11 protein-coding genes and 1 pseudogene are annotated in these 13,282 nt (G+C 65.9%); 1 reads left to right on the forward strand and 11 read right to left on the reverse strand.

Features of this window, described 5'->3' with window-relative positions; translation table 11 throughout:
- Positions 1-55 precede the first annotated feature (55 nt).
- The 4 genes from A5757_RS17585 to A5757_RS17600 form a co-directional block, all read right to left on the reverse strand.
- Positions 56-937, reverse strand: a complete 882-nt coding sequence (locus tag A5757_RS17585; protein WP_066836428.1) for a biotin-dependent carboxyltransferase family protein — start codon at positions 935-937, stop codon at positions 56-58.
- Positions 934-1,551 (reverse strand): allophanate hydrolase subunit 1, encoded by a 618-nt coding sequence (locus A5757_RS17590; RefSeq protein WP_082929533.1) that lies wholly within the window; start codon positions 1,549-1,551, stop codon positions 934-936. Before A5757_RS17590 ends, A5757_RS17585 begins: the two co-directional genes overlap by 4 nt.
- A gap of 29 nt (positions 1,552-1,580) precedes the next feature.
- Complete coding sequence (locus A5757_RS17595; RefSeq protein ID WP_066836430.1) at positions 1,581-2,342, reverse strand: LamB/YcsF family protein; 762 nt, start codon at positions 2,340-2,342, stop codon at positions 1,581-1,583.
- Between the two features lie 92 nt (positions 2,343-2,434).
- Entirely contained in the window at positions 2,435-3,328 is an 894-nt protein-coding gene (locus A5757_RS17600; protein ID WP_066836432.1) for a LysR family transcriptional regulator, read from the reverse strand.
- Positions 3,329-3,435: 107 nt separating this feature from the next.
- Here A5757_RS17600 and A5757_RS17605 point away from each other — a divergent pair, with 107 nt between their 5' ends.
- Positions 3,436-4,488 carry a pyridoxal-phosphate dependent enzyme gene (locus A5757_RS17605; RefSeq protein ID WP_156618504.1) on the forward strand — a complete coding sequence of 351 codons (1,053 nt, stop codon included), beginning with the start codon at positions 3,436-3,438 and terminating at the stop codon, positions 4,486-4,488.
- Between the two features lie 36 nt (positions 4,489-4,524).
- Here A5757_RS17605 and A5757_RS17610 read toward each other — a convergent pair whose 3' ends face one another.
- The 7 genes and pseudogenes from A5757_RS17610 to A5757_RS17630 all read right to left on the reverse strand — a co-directional run bounded on the left by A5757_RS17610 (position 4,525) and on the right by A5757_RS17630 (position 13,173).
- Positions 4,525-5,208: an HAD family hydrolase gene (locus tag A5757_RS17610; protein WP_066836434.1), complete on the reverse strand. Its 684-nt coding sequence runs from the start codon at positions 5,206-5,208 to the stop codon at positions 4,525-4,527.
- A gap of 65 nt (positions 5,209-5,273) precedes the next feature.
- Positions 5,274-7,604: an AAA family ATPase gene (locus tag A5757_RS17615; RefSeq protein ID WP_066836436.1), complete on the reverse strand. Its 2,331-nt coding sequence runs from the start codon at positions 7,602-7,604 to the stop codon at positions 5,274-5,276.
- A gap of 297 nt (positions 7,605-7,901) precedes the next feature.
- Positions 7,902-8,216: pseudogene (locus A5757_RS24055) on the reverse strand (hypothetical protein); the annotation flags it as partial.
- Positions 8,217-8,568: 352 nt separating this feature from the next.
- On the reverse strand, positions 8,569-9,054 hold the full coding sequence (locus A5757_RS23295) for a hypothetical protein (RefSeq protein WP_156618508.1): 486 nt from the start codon (positions 9,052-9,054) through the stop codon (positions 8,569-8,571).
- Between the two features lie 107 nt (positions 9,055-9,161).
- Positions 9,162-10,790, reverse strand: a complete 1,629-nt coding sequence (locus tag A5757_RS24060) for a TNT domain-containing protein (protein ID WP_231984038.1) — start codon at positions 10,788-10,790, stop codon at positions 9,162-9,164.
- A gap of 9 nt (positions 10,791-10,799) precedes the next feature.
- Positions 10,800-11,066 carry an ESX-1 secretion-associated protein gene (locus tag A5757_RS23300; RefSeq protein WP_156618511.1) on the reverse strand — a complete coding sequence of 89 codons (267 nt, stop codon included), beginning with the start codon at positions 11,064-11,066 and terminating at the stop codon, positions 10,800-10,802.
- 133 nt (positions 11,067-11,199) lie between these two features.
- Entirely contained in the window at positions 11,200-13,173 is a 1,974-nt protein-coding gene (locus tag A5757_RS17630; RefSeq protein ID WP_066836920.1) for an OPT family oligopeptide transporter, read from the reverse strand.
- Positions 13,174-13,282 lie beyond the last annotated feature (109 nt).

Genomic DNA, 13,282 nt, shown 5'->3' on the forward strand with positions numbered 1-13,282 from the left:
GCCGGGATGGCTATCCATGTCACGAGTAGCCAAGTAGCCGGAGGCTGTTTGTCACTCATTGCCAGATGGGTCGACGACCTGCGACGGCGAAGCGGATACGTGCTCCCGGCGGCGCCTGGGCGGCCCGATAGACGGCCGATTCGGTCACGACGCCGATGACGGGGTAACCGCCCGTCACCGGTCGGTCGGTCAGGAAGAGCGTCGGCCGGCCTCTGGTGGGGACCTGGAGGGCGCCGAGTACGACACCCTCGCTGCCGAGTTCGCCGCGGCGCCGACGGGGCAACTCCGGACCGCCCAGTCGGATTCCGACACGATCGGTATCGGACGTCACGGTGAATTCCGCGCTGGCCAACCGGTCCAGGGCCGTATTGCAGAACCAGTCGTCGCGAGGGCCGAGTTGTATTGGCAGCACCAGGGTCTCATCAGGATCAGGCGCGGCGACGGGTGCGAAGTCGATTGCGGGCCAGTCGGTGGTGGAACTGCCCACGGCTACGACGTCGCCGGCTCGCAGCGGCGGTGTCCCGAGTTGGGCCATGGTGTCCCACGACATGGAGCCGAGCACGTTCTGACCCACCAGGCCCCCGCGGATCGCGACATAGGTGCGTAGCCCGGCGGTGGGGGCGCCGAGCGTGACCCGATGTCCGGCGGGTACGACGAACGCCGCGTTCATTCCGTGTGCGCGACCGCCGCACGTCACCGCGACCGGTGCGCCGGTCAACGCGATCAACGCCGGCGCATCGACGCTGAAGGACATCCGGCCCAGGGTCACTTCGATGCAGGCGGTGCCGGGCAGATTCCCGACGAGCCGGTTCGCCAGATCAAAGGACGTCCGGTCGGCGGCTCCGGACTGTCCGACGCCGAAGTGCGCCAGCCCGTGTCGGCCGGCGTCCTGCAGGAGCGCCAGCATGCCGACCGCTTCGATCGTGACCCGACTCATCGGCCGACATCACGGAATCGCACCACCGCGCCGGGCCGCAGTACGGCAGGCGGGTCGGCGTCCGAGTTCCACAGGACGGCATCGGTATGGCCGAGCAGCTGCCAGCCGCCGGGCGAGACGCGAGGGTAGATCGCCGAGAAGGCGCCCGCGAGGGCGACCGCACCGGCAGGTACCCGGACGCGTGCCTCATCACGCCGTGGCACGTACAACCGTGGGTCACCGCCGACCAGATAGGAGAACCCTGGAGCGAAGCCGCAGAAGGCGACGGTCCACACGCTTTCCGTGTGGGCCGCAATCACTTCGGCGGCGGTCAGACCCGTCAGCTCCGCCACATCCTGGAGGTCCGCACCGGAGTATCGCACATCGATGACGTGTTGATCGTCGTCATCTGCCAGGTCGGCGCCGGGGTGCACCGCGTCGAGTGCGGCCCGCAACGCGGATGCGTTCGTCAGGCCAGGATCAAAGGTGACGAGCAACGTGCTCATTCCCGGAACCACCTCGCGCACGCCGTCGAGGTCCGCGGCACGGACAGCGGCGGCCCAGCGGTGCACCATCCGGTTGTCGTCGAGGTCGAGGAGCCAGGCGTGCTCGCCGCAGGGCCGGAATTCGGGCACGCTGACTCCCGCGCTGTCAGCTCGTGAGGTCACCGAATGGGAACAAGCTCGACCCCGGCGGCTTCGAGCGCGGCGCGGGTCTTCCTTGCGATGTCCACAGCGCCCGGCGTATCGCAGTGCACGAGCAGCGCTTCGGCCGTCACGTTGACTTCGCTGCCGTCGTTGGCCGTGAGGTGACCTTCCTTGACCATCTGCACTGCTCGGGCCGAGGCGGCGTCGGCGTCGGTCAGCAGAGCGTTCGGCTCGAGGCGCGACTGCAGCAGGCCCTCCGGCGTGTAGGCCCTATCGACGAAGGCCTCGGCGACCATCCGCAGCCCGGCCTCCTCGCCGAGTCGCCACACTTCAGTGCCCGGCGAGGCGAGAAGCGGTAGGTCCCCACCGTATTCCACGGTGGCATCCACCAGCGCCTGGGCGTGTTCGGTGTTCTTGGTGACGACGGTCCACAGGGCGCCGTGGGCGCGCACGAAATCGACCTTGCCGCCGGCCAATCGCGCGAAGACCTCGAGCGCGCCGATCTGGTAGAGAAGGTCGTCGCGCAATTCGTCACCCGGCATGGCGATGTAGCGTCGCCCGAACCCGTGCAGATCGCGGTAGCTCACCTGCGCACCGATGGCCACGTTGTTCTTGACCGAGATCGCGCACGTCCGGCGCATGATTCCCGGGTCGCCGCCATGGAATCCGCACGCGATGTTCGCGCTGGTGACGATGTCGAGCAGGGCGTCGTCGTCACCGAGACTCCAGCGGCCCAGTCCTTCGCCAATATCCGTCGTCAACGCTACCTGCGGCGCCATGGGTCTCCTGCCATCGAAGTGTCGTTCTCGGTCCGAGTATCCCCGGCCGGCGCACCCATGAACAGCGTTGGTCACTGCAAACGATGCGTCAGTCAGACTGCCGTTTTGTGGAATTGTCCCTGCAGTGCCCGCCGAACCGCCGTCACCGACGGGTCACCCGACCGTGCCCTTCGGGACAGGGCGACAAGCTTTCTCGCCCAACCGGTCTCGTGCCGAACCAACGCCGCGGTCTCGCGCTGCGGCGGCAGTGCGAGCCGAGGCAAGATGCTGGCGGCGGCGCCTTGGTGAACCATGAGCAGAAGAAGGCTCAAGTCATAGGACTCGTACTGCACGGTCGGTGTGAATCCCATTGCCAGGCAATGGTGCATCGCCCAGGATCGTGATGCCGCACCGGCCGGTTCCAGCGCCCAGGTCAGGGTTCCCGCCACTCGTGCCAGATCCCGGCCGTCCAACAATGACGACGCGACCACCATCTCCAGGGGGTCCTCGGCGAGCACCTCGCGGTGCACGTGACGCGGCACAGCGGTGTCACCACCCGGGTACTCTTCGCTGACGACCAGGTCGAAGTGCCCGGTGAGCAGCGCGGGGACGGCGACTTCGGGTTCGGACTCGACGAGCTCGACCCGCAATCCCGGATACCGCCGTTGGCAGTCGAGCAGCGCAGGAACCAGCGCCCGGGCCGCGCTTCCGAACGCCGCGACGCGACAGGTGCCGGCGGGCGGGTCCGCTGCCGAACGTAATTCGGCCTGTGCCGTCTCGAGCGCGGCGATGATGTCAGCGCCCCGCTCGGCAAGACGCTGACCGGCTTCGGTGAGTCGCACGCCTCGCCCGATTCGCTCGAGTAAAGGGGCCCCGGCTTCCCGTTCGAGCAGGGCGAGTTGCTGAGAGATGCCCGACGGACTCATGTGCAGGGCCGCGGCGACCGCCGCGATGGTTCCGCGCTGGCTCAGTTCGACCAGGAAACGTAATCGGCGGACATCCAGCATGAGTTGATTCTAGGAACCCTTCAGCCTCGCTGCCGGATCGACGGCAGGAATCGGCGATTTTCCGACGCCTGCGCCGTGCTTAGGCTGCCTTCAGGAGGAGGTGTGTCGTGCTGACAACCGAACCGTTTCTGCTCAACCCCAACTGGGCCCCCGGCCGGTCCGCCGAACCGCGGTCGACCGACGACATCCGGCGATTTCACCAGACGTTGCCCGGATACGCCGTCACCCCGATGGTGGCGCTACCGGCCGTGGCCCACAGGCTCGGACTAGGGGCGGTGTTCGTCAAGGACGAGTCGCTACGACTCGGATTGCCGGCGTTCAAGATGCTCGGTGCGTCCTGGGCCGTACATCGTGCGCTGCAAGGCAGCACCGGTGCCAAACCCCGACTCGTCACCGCCACCGACGGCAACCACGGACGCGCGGTGGCGCGGATGGCGAAGCTGATGGAGCTGCCGGCGACCGTCGTCATTCCTCGTGGCGTCTCCGAGCGGGCGATCGATCTGATCCGTGCGGAGGGAGCCGAGGTCAAGGTCCTCGACGTGTCCTACGACGACGCCGTGCAGCACGCCGCCGCGCTGGCCGAAAGCGCTCCGGAGGCCCTGCTCGTCCAGGACACGTCCTGGCCGGGATACGAAGAGGTTCCGCAGTGGATCGTCGACGGTTACGCCACCCTCTTCGACGAGGCGGCCGACCAGGCAGCCGAACTCGGGTCGGGAATCGATCTCATCATCGTCCCCGCCGGTGTCGGCTCGCTCGCCCACGCCGCGGTCACCTTCGCCGGCTCTCGGGAGGACTGCCGGGTCGTCAGCGTCGAGCCTGACGTCGCCGACTGTCTACGGGCCAGCCTGGCGGCCGGCGAGTTGACCACTGTGTCCACCGGTCACACCAGCATGGCCGGCTTGAACTGCGGCACCCCTGCCTACCTTGCCTGGCCGGACCTACAGCGCGGACTTCGCGGTGCAGTGGTGGTCGATGACGAGGCGGCCGCCGAGGCGGCAGCCGAACTGGCCGGTGTGGGACTCGATGCCGGCCCCTGTGGCGCTGCGGGTTTGGCCGCGCTCGAGATCCTGGCCGCCGAACCGGCACGCTCGGGCTTCGAACTCAGCTCCGACTCGAGGATTCTGCTGCTGAACACCGAGGGGTCGAGCGCCAGCGCATAGCGATAGCGTTGTCTCGCAATGTATTCGACCCGTTTATCAGAGTGACCTGACGACCTTTGGGACGTCTCGGAGCGGGACGGCTTCGCGCTCGTGTGCGTCCGGACCGACATAGATCGCCGACATGCCCACCCGTCGAGGGCCATCCACGTCGGCGGTCCAGTTGTCTCCCACGAAGACTGCGCTGTCGGCCGACACCTGGCAGGTGCGAAGGGCGGTTCGGAAAATCGACGGGTGCGGTTTGCGCCAGCCGACATCGACAGACGTGACGATACGGCTGATGGCGTGGTGCAGGCCGAACTGCCGGGCCAACCGCTGGACCAGCCCCGAGTCGTGGGTATTGCTGACAATCGCGAGTGTGTGATCGGTGGACAGGTCGGCGAGACAGTCGAGGGCGCCGTCGGCGACTTCGACGTCGGCCGTCCACGCCTCGAAATACTCGGCGATCAGTGTCTCGATGGAATCAGCGGCCAGCGGTGGCGATCCGATCGAGCGCCAAAACCGGTCCGCGACGTCATGCATCGAGAACTCGCGACCTGTCCGAGTGGCGTCGGCGTCCAGATCGTCCCAAGCCTTCTGCCAGTTCGCCTTCGACTCGTCTTCGGAGATCGCCACACCTACGCGTCGCGCGAAATCCAAAGGAGCATTGCGAGTTACGGGATGCACCGACGGGTCATAGTCGACCAGCGTGCCGAAGAAATCGAAGAATACATGCGTGATCACGGCTGTCCTCCCTGCCCTGACTCACGGTACCCAACAGCGCGGCGGTAGATGACTGCGCGGTGATGTCACGGAGTCAACCGGGCGAGCCACGCGAAGAAATCCTCGGCGCAGAAGACCGGTTTGCCGTACTCCAGCGCCTTGCGCGCCTTGCCCGACTGCGTCCCCACCTCTGCGGTCACCAGCACATCGCAGCGCGTCTTGGATACCGTCTTGACCGGCGTCAGCCCCGCCTCCGCGGCCAGCCGCTCCATCTCCGGTCGTTCGACGATCCGCCCGGACTCGTCCTGCGCGGTACCGGTGAAGCAGATCCGCATCCCCGGAACCAACGTCGCCGCGAGGCCGTCGCCGCCGGCGCACAGCCCGGCCGTGTCGATCTCCACGCCCAGCAGTCGGGACGCCTCTTCCAACCGTGCGGCCACCTCCTTCGGCAGCTGGGCCCGCGTCGCCGCGGCGTGCAGCTGATCGGCCACCGACTGTCGCACAGCAGAATCCGCGTCGATGCTCCGCGGCACGGACCGGCCCAACAACACCGCCGCGACGTCGCGGCTGACCCGCAGCAGCGCCGACAGCCCGGGCAGATGGTCGGCCACCGGCGTGGGCGCCTCGGGGTCGCGGCTCACCAGCAGCCCGGACGTCTCGACAGCGTCTGGCTCCTCGAACGGTGACGAGCCCTGCTCGGCGGGCGCGGCGCGATGGACCTCCAGGGCGCTGCGCGCGCGCTCCAGCGCGGTGCTGCCCGAGATTCGCGCTCGTCCCAGCTCGACGCCCAGCGGCATTGCCGTCACGAAACCCAGTCGCTTGAGCTCGAAGTCGATCAGTCCGAGCTGCTCGTCAACCCCCACGCCCACCGGGGTGCAGCCGGCCAGCATCGGGGCGATCACTGCCCACGCCTCGCGCAACGTGGGCGCCAGCAACACATCCGACACCGTGATCCCGAAAGCCGTTCGCGCATCGGCGAGGTCGCGCTGCGGATTGATCAGCGTCGACACTGCGGTGCCGTCGTCGAACGCCACCGCCAGCTCGACAGGCCGGGGCCGCGACATTCGTCCTTCGTCGCCGACGGTCAGCATCCCGATCGCGCAGTACCGCCGGGCGCCGGAACCGTCGGCGGCGGTGCGCAGGAAGCGGGCGATCCGACGGTCGGTCTTCAGATCCTTCGGCAGCACAGGGCGTTTGAGCACCAACCCGGCCAGCGACGTGCACCGACTGAGCGCGACGTACAGCTGGCCGGTCGAGAACATGCCACCGGTGAGGTCGACGATCACCCGGTCGAGGGTCTGGCCCTGGCTCTTGTGGATCGTGATCGCCCACGCCAGCTTGAACGGCAGCTGGGTGTAGGAGCCGATCACCTCGCGGCCCAGCGACGACCCCGACACCACCGGCCGGGTGGCCTCCCAGGTGTAGGGGCTGACCTCGGCGACCGAACCGTCGGGAAACTCGACGTCCACGACCGCGCCGTGGCGGTCGTAGCCGACTCCGGCGACGCGGCCGATGCTGCCGTTGACCCAGCGGTCGCTCTGATCGTTGTTGAGCATCATCACCTGCGCACCGACCTTGAAGCGCAGCGTCTCCTCGACCGGCGGTTCGAACAGCGACAGGTCGCCCGACGCGTGCGCCTGGTGCGCCATCTCGTCGCCGGGCAGGCGCTCGAGCTGCTGGCGGTTGCGGGCGGTGACGAGCCGATTGGTCGGCGCCAGGGTCAGCCAGAGTTCGTCGTCGCGGGGCACGAAGTCCGCGTCGGCGCGGGCGTTGAGCTCCTGCTGCGCATGGCCGACCAACACGCCCTCACGAATCTCGTTCAGGAGGGCCGTCATTCGGTCATCGCCGAGCTGCCGGAACACCGTGGTCAACGAGACGGTGGGGAAGTCGTCCCGGTGAAAGCTCCGCGCGGAGAAGAAGTACGGGGTGTCATAGGTGGTCGTGAAAAAGGCGGCTTCGTGCTCGCTGACCACGGGCGGCAGCTGGTAGAGGTCACCGACGAGGACGATCTGGACGCCGCCGAACGGGGTGCCGGGGACGCGACCGAAGCGTTCCAGCGCGGCGGCGACCATGTCGAATACGTCGGCGCGGACCATGGATGCCTCGTCGATGATCAGCGTCTGCAGCGACGCCAGCGTCTTGGTGAAGCGGCCCGGGCGGTAGTCGCCGGAACGGATGTCCTCGAGTGTCGTGGTGGTGCGGAATCCGAACAGGCGGTGGATGGTGTAGCCGCCGACGTTGAGGGCGGCAATCCCGGTGGGGGCGACCACGACGACATCGCGGTCGGTGTCGGCCATAAACCGCCGAATCAGCGTGGACTTGCCGGTGCCCGCCTTACCGGTCAGGAACAGGTGGCGACCGCCCGCCAGCAGGTCCAGCGCGTGGCGGAACTCGTCGGTGAGGACGAAGCCGGCCATGGCCGAAACTGTAGCCGGCTCTGATTCTTCTCTGGGCTTGTCGCCGGTCGGGAGTAGCTCGTCTCGTCGGCGGGCGCGGGTTGACTTGTGCAGTATCCATCGACCATGAGGGGTGTCGGGTCGCTCATAGCGATTGCGGCGCCGATCCCACTCAACGACCACAGTCGGCAGTCGACCTGCCGTGGTGGCGTGACGGGTCAGGGCGGCATCGCCGGAGCGCAGCAAGGCGAGGTGGCCCAGCGGTGCGACGAAAGCGGTCGCATATTGCGGGGCAAGGATCACCGGCGGTTTAGGACCAGGCATGATCTCGACCGGATTTTCGCTAAGAGGCTCTACTACGATGCCGACGGCTTTCATTTGCTCGATCGAGCGATTCATTTCCGTCACGCTCTTGATGCTCCCTTCGAGTACCATGAATGCGGCGCGATCCATTCGCTCGTAGAATTCCTTCATCGACTCAACGCTATGAAAAACTGGCAGGAATTTGACCCCTTTGCGTTCAAGCAAGAAAAGCTTCTGTCCGCCGTCTCTTGTATCCCCGAAAGGGGTGGAGTAATACACTTTGGCATCGGTGATGGCCGGGTCGCGCCGCTTCCTTTTGAAGAAATGCATTTCGTCTCCTCTGTGTAAGCCTGTCCTTATCGCTCCTGATGTGCTGGCAGTTCATCTATTCCATCGCTAATTGCCGATCGTCAACATTCTCTAAATACAACTTTTTTATCTCGAGACGCGAGGCGGACTGAGCGTCCGTAGGCAATGATCCATTTGCGAACGGGATCGTTGCCGTCCTCACGATTTATTCGATCGGCAACCTCGAAAGTCGAGCACGCGAGGGGTGACTTAAGGTAATGTCGGCTCAGTGGCATTTGCACAATTCATATTCTGCTCGCTCTTGCTATAGTGCCGAACCTGTGTGCGAGCTACCCCGCGCATCGGTACCGCTAGCGCCGTATGTCAGAACTTGCTATGTGACGCCTTCCTTGACCATCCGCTCAACGTCTTCGACTGACTTCGACATAAGGTGACTGAAAACTGCCGCATCTGACATGGCAAGAATGGCGGCGCCTTTCGACGCTCGTAGTTCAACAAAATAGTCGCGTTCCGTAGGTACGGTTTCTACGTTTGGATCCATTCCGCGTGCGTGGAGCTCGCGTCCGAGCGATTTGGCGCCAACAGCAGAGCGCGATACAGACCCCCAGTTCCAGATCAGATACGCCTCTGCCAGATCGAACGTGGAGAACTTAGCGGTAGTGTCGTAGCGGTGTCCGCGGTCATCCACCGCGTCGATGACCCACCACGCACCGTCTTGTCGTAGATGGAAAGATTGATCGTCCGATTTGAAGCTGATTTGGCAGTCGCCGCATTCTGTGGAGACTGATACACGCGTCATGCGGGCCAGTCTCGTCCACTCGACCCAATTCCGACGTAATCGCGAGAAATCAACCGTCACTACCTCGCCTCCTTCAAATATCCCCATTCGATGAGGGTCTGGACAGATGCTCGCGTGCCATCTGGCGCAATAATCCGGTATTGCGTCCCGCCGCCAGGTTGGTGGAACTACGGAGCTGCCTGTGATTGTTCGATACGCCATCCAGGCGGTAGTTGCGACGGGTCGTCCACAACATACTGGTAGTAGGGTTTCGAAGCGCTGTCTGGCGGCAGCGCGCGCTCCGCGAATGGCGTTCCGTCCGGGGACAACCACGCTCCATACGGGCTCCCGAAGCGGTCGATTACGGTCCCCCGCGGTATCTCGGCGTTGTCGATGATTGAGCCCGGAACTGCATACGGCTTAGCGGGCGAGCTGTCGTCGGGGTAGATCAACCCGCCGTCAGGATCGGTGAAGTCAGGCCCGGGGGGTAGTGGATCGTAGCCGTCGAACAACGGCGACTCTGGCGGTAGCGGTGCCGGCCCGTATGACAACGGTGCGTCTGCCCCGTGGTTGCTGGGTGCATCGAAGAGCGGCGTCGGTTGCTCGACTGCTCCTGGCGCATCCGGCGTGTGGTGGATGACGCCGTCCGGTACGCCCGCTCCCAGACCGCGCGCCGCGAGGGCGGCTTCACCCCCGAGAACGGCACCCGGCGCGGTAATGGCCGTCCCGCCGGCTACCTCACCCAGGTAATGCTCGGGGTACTTCGTCAAGTGCTCGACTTCCTCAGTCAAGGTGTCGATGGGGTTAGTGGCTCGTTCCCAACCGCCCTTGGCCATGTCGGTCCAAGCGCCTTTGAGTTCGTCCCATCCGTTGGCCCCGATGAGGTCTTTGATGCCTTCTTCGGTGTTAAACCAGCCGTCGGCGAAACCATCGGCGAAGCTGGGCCGTGGCCCCGGTTCGCTCTCGGTCGGCTTGGCTGCGGGCAGTGGTTTCTGCGCTGCAGCGACGATCGCATCGAGACGCTGCTCGATTCGCTCAGGCGGCACGCCGTCGTGCAGCATCGTCTGTCGGGCAAGCTCTTTGAACTGCTGGACCTTCGCGGGGTCCATCGGCAGCGGTCCGCTTGCTGGGACGCCTCCCACCTCGGCGGGCTTCGGTGATGCGGGTGCGTCACCAGAGCCTCCCGTGAGTTGATCCAGTGCGCTGTCGAGGCTGTCGGGTGTGGACCACGGCTCGCCGGGCTTAGGCCCTTTTCTTCGCTCGGGTCCCGGGGGGAGCAGCAGGTCTTGCAATGAAGTCGCGGCCTTCACCGTCGGCGCGGTGGTGCCGCTGGCCGCGGTGATCGCACCGGCGAGTTCGGCGTCGATCCGCTCGCCGTCGGCCAGCGCAGCGGTGATCCGCCCGCGTAGATCGGTGACTTTCGCCGCAACTTGAGCGGCGTACTCGTCCGTCATGTGACTGGTGTCGGGTGGAATCACCTGGTTGGTGGATTCGTCGATGGTCACCGCCGGTTGGGTGGCAGCGTCGTCGAGGATGCGCCTGATGGCCTCGGCGAGTTCTTCGGCGTCCTGATGGACGAGTTCCATCCGGCCCGCCGCAGTGCCAAGGCTGTCGGCCGCCGCGTCGTGGTCACCTGCCGTGGCCTCCATCGCCGACCTCGCGGCCTCTGCACCCTGTCCCTCCCACGTGGACACAGTGATCAACGAGCGATAGAAGCCCGCGGAGCCGGAGTGGTTCGTCGCTGCGGCACGAGTTGATTGGGTCAGGTCGTCGATCTCAGGAGGCCACTCCTTGAGTTCTATGAGGTTCAGCGCCACGTGATCAACTCAGGGCGTCGGACCTGCGTCGTCGATCCGGTCGGCGCTCCCTGCATCGGTGCGCACATAGGCGTCCGCCGCGTCGCGGTGTCCTTGCGCGTGCTTAGCGAAAGCTTCACCGAACTTCGCACCGTGGGCTTCCCAATCCGCCAGCATTCCCGGCAACGCGGCGGCCGCAGACCCCGAGCCGAGGACTGCGTTGCTGGCTCGCGTGTGTGCTTCTTGATGCGCCGCCCGAAATTCGCCGGCGTGACCTTCGAGTTGGTCTGCCGTCATGCGTAGCTCAGTCGGATCTGCCTTCAGCGGTTCATGCGGATGTGACACGGTTCCCCCGTTCCCCCTGGTAACCGCACGCTAACACCGCCGCCGCGTCCACCTAAGCGGCAATTCCCGACGGCCGCGCAGAACCTCAGTCCTTCACCACCTCGCGACTCGAAAGCGTCTGCGTCCGCTTGTACAACCACGCGATGACGGCCACGAAGCCCACCACCCCAATCAACGACGCCAGGTTGCCGTCATTGCCGGTGAAGATCGCGAACGGGTCTTCGTCGCCCGTGCCCGCCACGAATCCGGCGAACACCACCCCGTACAAGCTCTCGCCCACGATCAGACCCGTCGCCAACAGCACCCCCATGCGCTTCTTGCGCTCGACGTCCCCACCGCTGCGCTGCGCCCACCGGTTGTAGAAGTATCCGATCACCGCACCCACCGCGATGATCAGGATCAGGCTCATCGGCAGATACATGCCCATGCCGACCGCCAGCGGCGGCACCGCGAATCGTGTTCTGCGGTGCAGGATCTCGTCGACAAGCACCACCGCCAGGCCGATCACTGCGCCCAAGCCGATCAGCGACCAATCGAGCGAACCCCCGAACACCCCTTGCGCCAGCGACGAGATCAACGCCGCCTGCGGTGCGGCCAACGCGTTCTCCGACGCCCCCGGCGCACCCAGGAACCCGAACGCCGTCTGCATCAGATCGAGCACCGGCGGGATGATCGCCGACCCGAACAACACCCCGATCACCAACGCCACCTGCTGTTTCCACGGCGTCGCGCCGACCAACTGACCCGTCTTGAGATCCTGCAGATTGTCGTTGGAGATGGTCGCCACACCGAACGTGATCGCCGCGGCGAACAACGTGAATGCCACCAGCGCCGTGGCCTGGTCCTCGTCAGTGGGCCCGAACACCAGCTTGATCAGCAGCGCCGCGATCATCACCGTCAGGATGCCCACACCCGAGATGGGACTGTTCGACGACCCGATCAGACCGGCCATGTACCCGCATACTGCCGCGATCACCAGACCGATGACGAATACGAACAACACGCTCGCCACGATGATCCCGGCCGCACCGCCCTCCAGCACCGTGTCGCGGCTGAACTCCCACAGCAGCGCCGCGATCGGCAGCAACATCACCACGATCGTCCCCGCCACGATCGGGAAGGGGATGTCGCGCTGGGTGATGTCGACCAGCTGCCCCTGCCGCCTGTCGCGCGCCGAGCTGAGCGCCTCGGTGATGCCCTTGATGATCGGGCGCAGGATCTTCAGCAGCGTCCACACCGCGCCCACCGCGATCGCCCCCGCGCCGACGAACCGCACCTCGCTCGCGAATGCGCTGGAGATCACGTCCGCAAGAGCCTCACCCGATGCGAAATCCCCGGCGGTGCGGATCGGCAGCAGCACCCCGATGGAGATGACCATCCCGACCAGCATCGCGAAGCCGACTGCCATCCCGACCAAATGACCCACACCGATCAACGCCAGCGACAGGCTGGCGCCGAACATCGACCCGCCGGAGCCGACCCGGAAGTACGTCGTGATCGAATTCGCCAACACCTTCAGGTTGGCCAGCAGCGCGAACCCGGCCGAGACCAGCGCGCCGATCGTGATGATCCGCAATCCGGTGCGGTTGTCGGACGCGCCGGTGCTGCTGTCGCCGACCTTGAGCACCTCGGCCGCCGCGACGCCTTCGGGGTAGGGCAGATCCGATCCGGTCACCAGCGCCCGGCGCAGCGGTATCGAATACATCACACCGAGGATCCCGCCGACGGCGCACACCGCCACGGTGATCCAGTACGGGAACCCGGTCCACCAGCCGATCATGATCAGGCCCGGGAGCACGAAGATGATCGCCGACAACGTGCCCGCCGCCGACGCCACCGTCTGCACGATGTTGTTCTCGACGATCGAGTGGTTGGCGAAATTGCGCAGGATCGCCATCGAGATCACCGCCGCCGGGATGGCGGTGGCGAACGTCAAACCCACCTTCAGCCCCAGGTAGACGTTGGCGGCGGTGAACACCAGCGTGATCGCGCCGCCGAGCAGGATGCCCCGGACGGTCAGTTCGCGCAGGGTCGGCGTGGCAGGCGTGTGGACGGTCAACTCGACCCTCCTCTCGGTCTGAGCGCAGCGGGCCGGCGCGGATCGCGGGTCCATCTGGGCCTACACGCTATTCCCCGGAGACGGCCTCCGCGGGCCCGCGGGGACGCGA

Origin of the sequence: Mycobacterium sp. 852013-51886_SCH5428379, from assembly GCF_001665575.1 — a bacterium.
Taxonomy (GTDB): domain Bacteria; phylum Actinomycetota; class Actinomycetes; order Mycobacteriales; family Mycobacteriaceae; genus Mycobacterium.

Bases quoted from the DNA above. Each gene is read 5' to 3' on its own strand.
- A5757_RS17585 (WP_066836428.1), bottom strand. From the start codon at position 937: ATGAGTCGGGTCACGATCGAAGCGGTCGGCATGCTGGCGCTCCTGCAG.
- A5757_RS17595 (WP_066836430.1), bottom strand. From the start codon at position 2,342: ATGGCGCCGCAGGTAGCGTTGACGACGGATATTGGCGAAGGACTGGGC.
- A5757_RS17600 (WP_066836432.1), bottom strand. From the start codon at position 3,328: ATGCTGGATGTCCGCCGATTACGTTTCCTGGTCGAACTGAGCCAGCGC.
- A5757_RS17615 (WP_066836436.1), bottom strand. From the start codon at position 7,604: ATGGCCGGCTTCGTCCTCACCGACGAGTTCCGCCACGCGCTGGACCTG.
- A5757_RS23300 (WP_156618511.1), bottom strand. From the start codon at position 11,066: ATGACGGCAGACCAACTCGAAGGTCACGCCGGCGAATTTCGGGCGGCG.